The sequence below is a fragment of the Streptomyces sp. ADI95-17 genome (genome assembly GCF_003846175.1).
In the GTDB taxonomy this organism is placed as follows: Bacteria; Actinomycetota; Actinomycetes; order Streptomycetales; family Streptomycetaceae; genus Streptomyces; species Streptomyces sanglieri.
On record NZ_ML123050.1, the window covers coordinates 34004 to 42982 of the forward strand.

The following is an 8979-nucleotide window of genomic DNA, read 5'->3' on the forward strand; positions in this document are numbered from 1 at the left end:
CCCGCAGCCGCTCCCAGCGGCGGGCCGCCGTGGTCGCGTCCACGCCGAGCGCCCGGCCGATCCGGGACCACGGTGCCCGGGGAGCGGCCTGGAGCGCGGCCGTCGAGCACCTGCGGGCCGCGGACAGGCTGTGCGGCTTCGCCAGCTGGTGTGAGCGGCTCGGGTGCTGGTTCCGGGCGCGGACCTCCGCACTTTCAACCAGGCCGACCTGGACGCTATCGCCCACGAGCTCAACCATCGTCCGCGCAAGACTCACGGCTATCGCACTCCGGCAGAGGTCTACGCTGACCTTCTGAACAGCGGTGATGCGCTGACCGTTTGAGCTCGCCGTATGCGGGTCAGCACCGGATCACAACGGCTCGACCGGCACCTCGACGCGCTGAACCGGGCCCCGGGATGCCGACGACGGTCAAGACGGAACTTGGCGGCGGCGAAGGCGCAGCAGTACCCCGCCCACCGCCAGTGTCGCCACGGCGCCCGACGCGATACCGATGGCCAATCCGCCGCCGAAGCCTGGCCCTTCGCTCGATGCCGCGGTCTCGTCCTGACCCGATACCGTCACCTTCGAGCGCAAGACGATCGCGGGGTAGTCGCACACGTAGTCGCGGTCCTTTTCCGTCACGCAGTCGGCGCTCTTGTGTCGCAGCGTGAATGTCACCGGATACGTTCCGGGCTTCACCGTCTTCTTGATCCGGCCCGCGCCCACCCAGGCGCTCTTGGTGTCACCGAGGGCGGTGTCGTCGGTCAGCGCAGGGCTTGAGACCTCGACTGCCGTCGGGTGCGGGTTGCCGGGGCGTTCCTTGACCGTGAGGTTCACTACCTCGCCAGGCGCCGCGGGGCCACCGACGAAGCTGTACCCCTGCTTGGGGAAGGGGAGCTGATCGGCGTGGGCCGCTCCGGCCTGCCCGAGCAACATCAACGGCAGGGCAGTAGCGGCAAGTCCGCAGCGGATGGACGAACGTGTGAAGTCGATCATATGCGTTTCCCCGTGCCAGTAGTGGTCATACGATCTTGACTGACCTTGACGCAGCCACGCCAGGCGGCGTGGCATGCGTCTCTTTTCGTGTGGGGGAACAACCATGAGATTACGCAGAGCGCTGGGTACTGCGGCGGGCGCCGCAGCACTCATGCTACTGCCGGGCTTTCCGGCGATTGCCGACCAGGGCGATCCGACTCCCTCGGGGAGCGCCGTCCCGAGCACCCCGGCGCAGCCGTCCTCCGCTTCGCCGACCGCCGTCCCGGAGCAGCCTTCTGTTCCGCCGGACTCCGTGCCACCGACGGAGTCTTCCGTTCCGTCGGTCCCTGTCCCGGAGGAGCGGCCTTCCATTTCGCCGACCGCCGCCCCGAAGGAGCAGTCTTCCGCTCCGTCGGTCCCCGTCCCGGCAGGCGGGGACGACGACGCGCGCGGGTTCACGCCGGCTGACGCCGACGACTACTGGACCCCGGAGCGCATGCGGGCCGCGAAGCCCGTCAAGGAGCAGGAGGCCAAGCACTTTCCCGCCCCGACCAGGACGGATCGCGCCGCCAGCCAGCCGTTCGAAGGGCTGCCCATCGTCGGCACCTTCTTCTGGAACGACGGCACCGAGACCGGCCGCTTCTGCGGCGGCACGGTCGTCAAGAGCCCCGGCAAGAACATCGTGATGAGCGCCGGCCACTGCTTCGACGACCAGGACGCGCGCAAGAACCTCGCGTTCGTCCCGCAGTACGACGACGGGAAGAAGCCGCACGGCTCCTTCACCGTCAAGCCCGGACGTATCTACGTCGACAAGCGGTACCTGGCCAAGGGCCCGGACGCCGCGGCCGACCTCGACTTCAACTTCCTGCAGCTCGAACCACGCGGCGGCAAGAACGTCGAGGACGTCGTCGGCGGCGCCGAGCTGATGATCAACGCCGGGTACGACCACAACCCCACCCGCCTCATCGGTTACCCGGCCAACCAGAAACGCCCGCTGGACTGCACGGACAAGACCGTCCGATACGACAGCACCGACCCCAAGATCCCGGGCAGCTTCCTGCGCATCGCCTGTGACAAGTACTCGGGTGGTGCCTCCGGTGGGCCGTTCCTCATCAAGCGGGGCAGCGACTGGGGCATCATCGGCGTCATCGGCGGCTGGAAGACGGGCGGCGACAAGGACGACATCTCCTACAGCTCCTACCTCGACGGTGACGCCAAGGCGCTGTACGACGACGTGGTCAACAACCGTCAGCCGGCGGGCCGTGGTGTCCTGGGCAAGGCTGAGACTTGGCAGCATGCCGAGGTCATGGCGGGTGGCTACTTCACCGACAGTAATCCGGGTTCCTGGGACTACTCCGACCTGATCGTGCGCTGGTCCGACGGCGAGCTGACCTTGTACCGTGGTGCCGGGGAGGAAGCCGACAACTTCGACAAGGAGATTCGTCTCGTCGCGCCCAACGGCACCTGGAAGCACGCCGTGACCATGGCTGCGGGCGACTTCACCGGGGCCGACCGCGACGACCTCATCGTCCGGTGGACGGACGGCGAACTGACGCTATATCCCGATGTCGACGAGAAGGGGCTCCACGGCGAGGTACAGCTGCAGAAGCCCAACGACCTGTGGAAGCACGCCACTTCCATAACCGGTGGTCGCTACACGACCAGCAACAAGTGGGCCGACGATCTCCTGGTCCGCTGGAGCGACGGTGAAGTCACCCTGTACACCGACGTCAACCGCGACGGCTTCCACGGCGAGAAGAAACTCGCCGCGCCCAACGGCACCTGGACGCACGCCTCGACGATCGCGTCGGGCGACTTCACCGGCAACGACCAGCACGACCTCATCGTGCGCTGGACGGACGGAGAGCTGACCCTCTACAAGGACGTCGACCAGAACGGTTTCCACGGCGAGATCCAGGTCAAGAAGCCCAACCGGCTCTGGACACACGCCACCGTCCTGGGCGCGGGTGACTACACGGACAACCGCCACCCGGACGACTTCCTGGTGCGGTGGTCCGACGGTGAGGTGTCCATGTACCCGGATGCCGACGAGACCGGCCTGAACCGCGAGATCACGTTGGTGTACCCGCCTGCGTAGGGCCTCCTGCGGGCTGGAGAAGGGCTTTCCCTCGGGGAGAGCCCTTCTCTCGTCGGATCGCCCTCTTCACATCCGGGAGGGCTTCTTCTTGTCGAAGAGCCAGGTGTTGAAGAGCGCGGTCAAGTCCTTCCCGGACTTGCTCTCGCACAGGGCGATGAACTGCCGGGTGTCAGCATTGCCGTGCCGGTGCTGCCGGGTCCAGGTACGAAGGATGTCGAAGAAGGTCTCGTCGCCGACGGCCCTGCGCACCTTGTGCACGGCCATGGCACCGCGTCCGTAGACGGGCGGATCGGAGACGCGTCCTGCGCTGGGCGGATCCGCCGGCGGGAACGCCCAGATGCCCTCGCTCTCGGTGTCCGTGCCGTCGTAGTAGTCCTCGAAGATCTCCGTGGTGCTCCTGTCGCCCCGCTCCTCTTCCCAGAGCCACTCCGCGTAGGTGGCCAGACCCTCGCTGAGCCACAGGTCCTTCCACTCGCGCGGGGTGACGGAGTTGCCGAACCACTGGTGTGCCAGTTCGTGCACGAGCAGCGCCTCGTCGGGCGCCTCGCCGAAGTAGGGCTTGGTCTGGGTCTCCAGGGCGTAGTCGAGCCCGGGCAGGTGGTCGACGACGGCACCGGTAGAGGAGAAGGGATAGGGACCGAAACGTTTGCCGGCCCAGTCGACGATCTCAGGCACCAGGTCTGGGACATCGGCGGAGTCTTCGGCCTCGTCGGGGTCGATGGCGACGTAGACGGGCACATCATCGTCCGTCCGCCCCTTGTGGGTCTCGAAGTATCCGATGGAGACGTGTGCGAGGTAGCTGGCCATGGGCTCCTCGGTACGCCAGTGCCGGGTCACCGTTTTCCCCTTGTCCTCCTCCGTGATCAGCTCACCGTTACTGATCACGTCGTAGGGGTCGCCGTCCTCGTCCTTGGGCACGGTGACCGTGATGTCGTACGTGGCCTTGTCCGACGGGTGGTGGTTGCCCGGGAACCAGGTCATGGAGCCGGACTGCTGACCCAGGGCCGTCGAGCCGTCGTCGGTCTCTATCCAGCCTCCCAGGCCTCCATCGTCGTCCTTGAGCGTGCGCGGTGTGCCGTCGTAGGTGACGACTGTCTTGAAGACTTCGCGGTTCCTCACCGTCTTCGCCGGTGTCACGAGCAATTCGTCGCCCGAGCAAGCGACTTGGGCCTCGGCTCCCTGCACCGTGGTGGTGCGTACCCGCAGCCCTGAAAGGTCGAGGTTGAAGCGGCTCAGGTCCTGGGTGGCCTGCGCTGTGATGATCGCCGTGCCCTTCAGGTGGTTGGTCTCGGGCACGTAATCCAGCGTCAGCCCGTAGTGCACCACGTCATAGCCACCATTGCCGAGCCCTGGGAACAGCCGATCTCCTACTCCGGCCGTGCCGGGCTTTCCGACCGCGACGGCACCGTTTCCCGGTGCGGAGCCGGTGCAGGATGTCGTCACGGCCAGGAGGAGTGCTGTGGCCGGAGCCCAGCCGGACAGACAGCCCGGGACCGCCGACCGAGGGCGGCTGCCCTTCGCCATATGCGGCTTCATTTCGTGTCTCCCATCGATCGCAGGGCGCGAGACGTCAGAAAGCCGGCATCGTCCATTGGTTGCTTCAAGATTGGCAAAAGTTCTTTACGCGCCTTGCGGCTGACGAGGTTGGCCAGGGTCTCGTCGGTGCCGACGGGCACATCCATAGCCTGCTCGTCGAACTCCAGCCCTACTGACACTTCCGTGGCAGAACCACTGACGATGTCGTGGCAGACGACAGGAGAGCCGTGCTCGCTACGGTGACGACCATGACGGATCAGGTTGGGGATCAGGGCGGGGCGGAGCGGGCACGGCTGGGCGGAGCGGGCACGGCTGGGCGTTGTCGAGCCGCCTCCGCCCGCGCCGGTCGGCACGGTGCGGGTGGTCACCGGCAGCCGGCCCGGCAGGTGAACGACCAGGAGGCCCACGACTTCGGGATCTCCACCAAGCGGGTCTGCCTGGAGATCGAGCACGTCGACGCCGACGACGACGTCCTTCGGCACACGGTCACCGCCGACTACAGCGGCCACCCGTACGTCACGCGGCACCGGCCCACCCCGGAGGAGCTCGCGCCCCGCGAGTAGCCGGCCCCGCCCTCCTGGCCCTTCCTGCCGATCGGCGGATCCGGCGGTGCGCGGCCGGTACGGTGCCGGGTGAGACGTCGACAGCAGGGGGAGAACGTGGCGGCGGGAAAGATCCGAGACCGTGGCGAGGTACTGGGCTTCGGAGCGGCGGCCGTCCTCTTCCTGCCCGGGGTCGCCTACCTCGGGATCACCAACGGCCACCAGTTCATCGCCAACGACTTCTTCGCCTTCATGTACTGCCTGGCCAGCGTCGGCTTCGCGTCGGTCCCGCTGCTGGCGTGGCGCCGGGGCGGCGGCCGGTACGCCGGCCCGGGCTTCGTCCGCTACGCGTGGTTCCCGTGGCTGTTCACCACCATGCAGGGCGTCGCCTACAGTGCCCCGCGCGGCGACGCGAACGCCTTCATGCTGATCTTCGGCTGGGGGATGTTCATCTACGCCGGGATGGCCGCCCTGTACTTCCTCGCGCGCGCCCTGTGGTCCACCGATGACGAGACCGGTGCGGAAGCGGGTGACTTCCGCGGCCTGGTCCTCGGTGTATCCCGGGCTGTCCGGCTTCGACGACATGTAGGCCATCGCCGTCAACATCGAGCGCCTCAGCGGACTGCCACCGGACGAGGAAACCCCCGCACCCCGCCGACCGACCGCCTTCCAGGACTACCTCGACCAGCGCGAGATCCCCCGGCTGAAGTCCTGGCGAACCTTGGGCAGCTGACCTCGGCGACTTCAAGATCCCCGACAGAGTCAAGCTAGTCGACACCGTTGGCCCGGGAGACTGCGCCTTTCCCGAGGCGGATCGTCCGCGGGACCACCCAGTACGGTATCCACAGGCTGGGCCTGCTTCACCACGGGTGATCAGCTTTTCACCCCAGCCCCCTGTACCCCGGATCAGCGCTCTGGCCCGGGGTACAGCCGTGTCTCCAGCAGCAACGCCGTCTGATTCGGCACTCTGTGCGCATGACCGACGTCTTTGACCACGCGCCGCAGGTATGGAACGGTGCGCAGCTCCGCGCAGCACTCAAGTATCTGCCCGACGACACCCCCATTCACATTGGTGTTGCCGAAGACCCAGGCGACTTCGGCGGGTACCGCGAATCCGTCCTTGTGGACGCCCACCATGTGGAGAACTGGTGGCCGGCCACTGGCACCACGCCCGAACGGGCCGAGAAGGAGAAGGCGCTCACTCTCTTTGCCGACTGGACGCCCGGAGAGTACGACCTACTCGATTGAACCTGCGAACGTCCGCCCGGTAAGGACTTCCCGGCCGCCGGGTACGGGCCCTGCGATCCCGGACGGGGTGCCGCCGGTAGTGGCGCGTCGCTGCTCGGTAGCCTCCGGGCGGAGGTGGCCCGGCTGGATGAGGCCGACCGGGAGGCGCTGCGGGAGCCGGTGTTCTTTGAGTGACAGGCCGAGAACCTGCGCGGTGTCGGGGCACCCCGGATGCCGTTCCGGTCCTGGAGGCCGACCCGGACGCACAGATGGTCTGGGTTCGCTGGCGGGCAAGTGGCACGGCAACGTACGTCAACCGGGCAGCGGGAAGAGCACCCTGGCACGGAGTCTGGCCAGGCGCCTCAGCCTTCCGGCGATCGATAAGGATGTGATCCTGGAGTCCCTCTACGACTCGCTCGGAGTCGGTGACCATGCCTGGCGAAACAGGCTGAGCAGAGCGAGTGACGACATCATGTTCGCCTCGGCAGCGGACGCCGGCCGGCGAAGGGACGAAGGGACAAGGTCATGACTGATCAGGAGAACAGGACGGCCGACCGCGCGTCGGCGTTGCCGGCGGTGGCCGACCGGGCCACCTTCCAGGCAGAACTGGACAAGCTGCGGGTGCGGGAGAAGGCGCACACCCGGGAAGGTGACGCGATCGCTGCGGCCCGACGGCGCCTGCCCATGGTCGAGGTGGCCGCCGATCTCAAGCTGACGGGGCCCGACGGGCCGGTCACTCTGCTCGAAGCGTTCGAAGGGCGCGGCCAGCTCATCGCCTACTACTTCATGTGGCACCACGGCCACCCCGCGGCCGAGCAGTGCGAAGGCTGCACGTGGGTCACCACCCAGGTTGAGGAGCTGTCCTACCTTCACTCGCGCGACATCACCTACGCGGTCTTCTGCCAGGGCCCCTACGAGGCAAGCCGCCGCTACCGCGACTTCATGGGCTGGGACGTGCCGTGGTACTCGGCAGTCCCCTCCCAGGACGTGCTCCTGGTCGGACGCCATGTCGGCATGATGCACCTCGTGTGCTACCTACGGGACGGCGACCGCATCTTCGAGACCTACTGGACGACCCTGCGCGGCGTAGAGGCCATGGACTACAGCTATGCACTCATGGACCTCACCGTGTACGGACGTCAGGAGCTGTGGGAAGACTCGCCCTCCGGCTGGCCCCGCGTTCAGGGCACGCCCGCCGATCACGTCCGACTGCGGAGCAACGGACGCCCCATCCCTCAGTGGTCACGACTCGAGGGTGGCCGTTCCGACGACCTCACATCGAGGCCCTGACGCTCAAGCGGCCACGCAGGGCCGGACCCGCGCCGAGGACGATGCCCGGTGGCCGGCCGCCGGGAGCGGAAGGAGGCCCGGCGGACGTACGCCGCACGCTGCGCCGTGGCGAAGACCCAGGAGCTTGCGGAGCAGGCCGGCCTGACGGGTGAGCACGATGTGCCGCAGCCGACGGTGCACCAGTTCGCCGCGATGGACCTGGTGAGCTCCGGCGAGCTCGCCGCGGACGAGGTTCGCGACGAGGCGGTCGACTCCGCGGTGCTGAGCGGTCTGCTGGCGCTGCAGGAGGCGCGCGCCGCGTCTGATCCGAGCACGGCGGCGGGAATCTGCCTGAGCGCGTCCCCCACATCGCGCTCGCGGTCACCCTGGCCAGCACCGACCCGACAGAGTCGAGGGTGCTGGGACAATAGGTGGTGCTGCGGTTTCCCGGGATTCTGAGGGGCGGTGATCGGGACCGACGTGGTGTCGAGCAGTCGTGTTGCGTTTCGCGGGAGGCCAGAGGTCGAAGACGCCCTGGCGGCCAGCCCCGTCGCGGCCTTCGACCGTGGCGCGGGCCGGGCCGCCCGGCTGGCGCGGCAGGGTGAGGCGCTGGAGCTGGGACTTCGTCATGTAGGTACCGGCCGGTACCTCGCCCCAGTACGCGTAGCGGTGAACTTCCTGGTCCGGCATGACATTCCTCCCGAGTTGAACTTCCTTGTGCCAGAGAGTAGTTGGATTTGACTCATGTTAGGGTTTATCAGTAACTATGTGATGGTTTCTGGTATTTCTTCTTTCTCAGTGGTGCTTTGTGGATCTCCCGGCGTGCGGCGCCACGCTTCCGTTCGGTGTTCTCCCGGTGACGGAAGAGAGATGCCGTGTGAACGGCACTCCCGGCTCGCGGAGGAGTACCGGGGATGCGGCCCGGCCGGCCACCCGCCGATGTGGTGACGCCTTGGCCGTGATCGATGTCCAGCCTGCTGGGGCGGGTGCAGCAGTGCAGCACAGTGGCCCGCCGACCGAAGACGGAAAGCGTCAGGGCATCGAGTCAGGCGGTGGTCCGCCAGAGGTACTCGGGCCGGGGCCGCGCTGCGGCTGCCGGCGGATCGAGGTCAGTGGGGTGACGGCCAGGCCCCGGCAGCGGGCAGCATCGGCCGGACGCGGGCACGTGCTGCCGGGGCGCCCAGCCAGTCTTCCCTACACCACGGCGTTACCCGCGCCAGCGGGCGCCAGTTGCTCATCAAAGTTGCGGTCTACGGCCCGGACGCGGAGTTTCGTCCAGGCCCGGTCAGCGCTACGGAGCCGCCCGCCTCGTCACACCGGTACCAGGCCGGCTCGTCGTGCGTGCGTCGCGC

General features: G+C 67.7%; 10 protein-coding genes and 1 pseudogene. 7 read left to right on the forward strand and 4 right to left on the reverse strand.

Features of this window, described 5'->3' with window-relative positions; translation table 11 throughout:
* On the reverse strand, positions 1 to 226 hold a 226-nt coding region (locus EES42_RS46460), incomplete at its 3' end, for an AsnC family protein (RefSeq protein ID WP_241196771.1).
* On the opposite strand from EES42_RS46460, the pseudogene EES42_RS46465 reads away from it, so the two are divergent.
* A pseudogene (locus EES42_RS46465) lies at positions 206 to 322 on the forward strand (IS30 family transposase); the annotation flags it as partial. The gene EES42_RS46460 and the pseudogene EES42_RS46465 overlap by 21 nt on opposite strands.
* An 87-nt stretch (positions 323 to 409) precedes the next feature.
* Here EES42_RS46465 and EES42_RS30875 read toward each other — a convergent pair.
* Positions 410 to 976 (reverse strand): hypothetical protein, encoded by a 567-nt coding sequence (locus EES42_RS30875; RefSeq protein ID WP_124721615.1) that lies wholly within the window; start codon positions 974 to 976, stop codon positions 410 to 412.
* Positions 977 to 1451: 475 nt separating this feature from the next.
* Here EES42_RS30875 and EES42_RS30880 point away from each other — a divergent pair, with 475 nt between their 5' ends.
* Complete coding sequence (locus EES42_RS30880) at positions 1452 to 3053, forward strand: trypsin-like serine peptidase (RefSeq protein ID WP_124721616.1); 1602 nt, start codon at positions 1452 to 1454, stop codon at positions 3051 to 3053.
* A gap of 66 nt (positions 3054 to 3119) precedes the next feature.
* Here the strand turns inward: EES42_RS30880 and EES42_RS30885 are convergent, their stop codons facing one another.
* Positions 3120 to 4589, reverse strand: coding sequence for a M1 family metallopeptidase (locus tag EES42_RS30885; protein ID WP_241196696.1), 1470 nt, complete (start codon positions 4587 to 4589; stop codon positions 3120 to 3122).
* Positions 4586 to 4996, reverse strand: a complete 411-nt coding sequence (locus EES42_RS30890; RefSeq protein ID WP_124721617.1) for a hypothetical protein — start codon at positions 4994 to 4996, stop codon at positions 4586 to 4588. The genes EES42_RS30885 and EES42_RS30890 overlap by 4 nt, the downstream gene beginning before the upstream one ends.
* Between EES42_RS30890 and EES42_RS44990 the strand changes: the two genes are divergently transcribed.
* The 5 genes from EES42_RS44990 (at position 4976) to EES42_RS30905 (ending at position 8086) form a co-directional block, all read left to right on the forward strand.
* Entirely contained in the window at positions 4976 to 5152 is a 177-nt protein-coding gene (locus EES42_RS44990) for a hypothetical protein (RefSeq protein ID WP_164495386.1), read from the forward strand. The genes EES42_RS30890 and EES42_RS44990 overlap by 21 nt on opposite strands.
* A 69-nt stretch (positions 5153 to 5221) precedes the next feature.
* Complete coding sequence (locus EES42_RS44995; protein ID WP_164495387.1) at positions 5222 to 5902, forward strand: hypothetical protein; 681 nt, start codon at positions 5222 to 5224, stop codon at positions 5900 to 5902.
* A gap of 204 nt (positions 5903 to 6106) precedes the next feature.
* Positions 6107 to 6379, forward strand: a complete 273-nt coding sequence (locus EES42_RS30895) for a DUF6225 family protein (protein WP_124721618.1) — start codon at positions 6107 to 6109, stop codon at positions 6377 to 6379.
* Positions 6380 to 6883: 504 nt separating this feature from the next.
* Positions 6884 to 7648 carry a DUF899 family protein gene (locus EES42_RS30900; RefSeq protein WP_124721619.1) on the forward strand — a complete coding sequence of 255 codons (765 nt, stop codon included), beginning with the start codon at positions 6884 to 6886 and terminating at the stop codon, positions 7646 to 7648.
* Between the two features lie 105 nt (positions 7649 to 7753).
* The gene (locus EES42_RS30905) at positions 7754 to 8086 is read left to right on the forward strand and encodes a hypothetical protein (protein WP_124721620.1); all 333 of its coding nucleotides are present in this window, start codon (positions 7754 to 7756) and stop codon (positions 8084 to 8086) included.
* The last annotated feature ends 893 nt before the right edge of the window (positions 8087 to 8979 follow it).

Excerpts from the sequence above, each read along its gene's own strand:
- EES42_RS30875 (WP_124721615.1), bottom strand. The coding sequence starts at position 976 with ATGATCGACTTCACACGTTCGTCCATCCGCTGCGGACTTGCCGCTACT.
- EES42_RS30880 (WP_124721616.1), top strand. The coding sequence starts at position 1,452 with ATGCGGGCCGCGAAGCCCGTCAAGGAGCAGGAGGCCAAGCACTTTCCC.
- EES42_RS30885 (WP_241196696.1), bottom strand. The coding sequence starts at position 4,589 with ATGAAGCCGCATATGGCGAAGGGCAGCCGCCCTCGGTCGGCGGTCCCG.
- EES42_RS30895 (WP_124721618.1), top strand. The coding sequence starts at position 6,107 with ATGACCGACGTCTTTGACCACGCGCCGCAGGTATGGAACGGTGCGCAG.
- EES42_RS30900 (WP_124721619.1), top strand. The coding sequence starts at position 6,884 with ATGACTGATCAGGAGAACAGGACGGCCGACCGCGCGTCGGCGTTGCCG.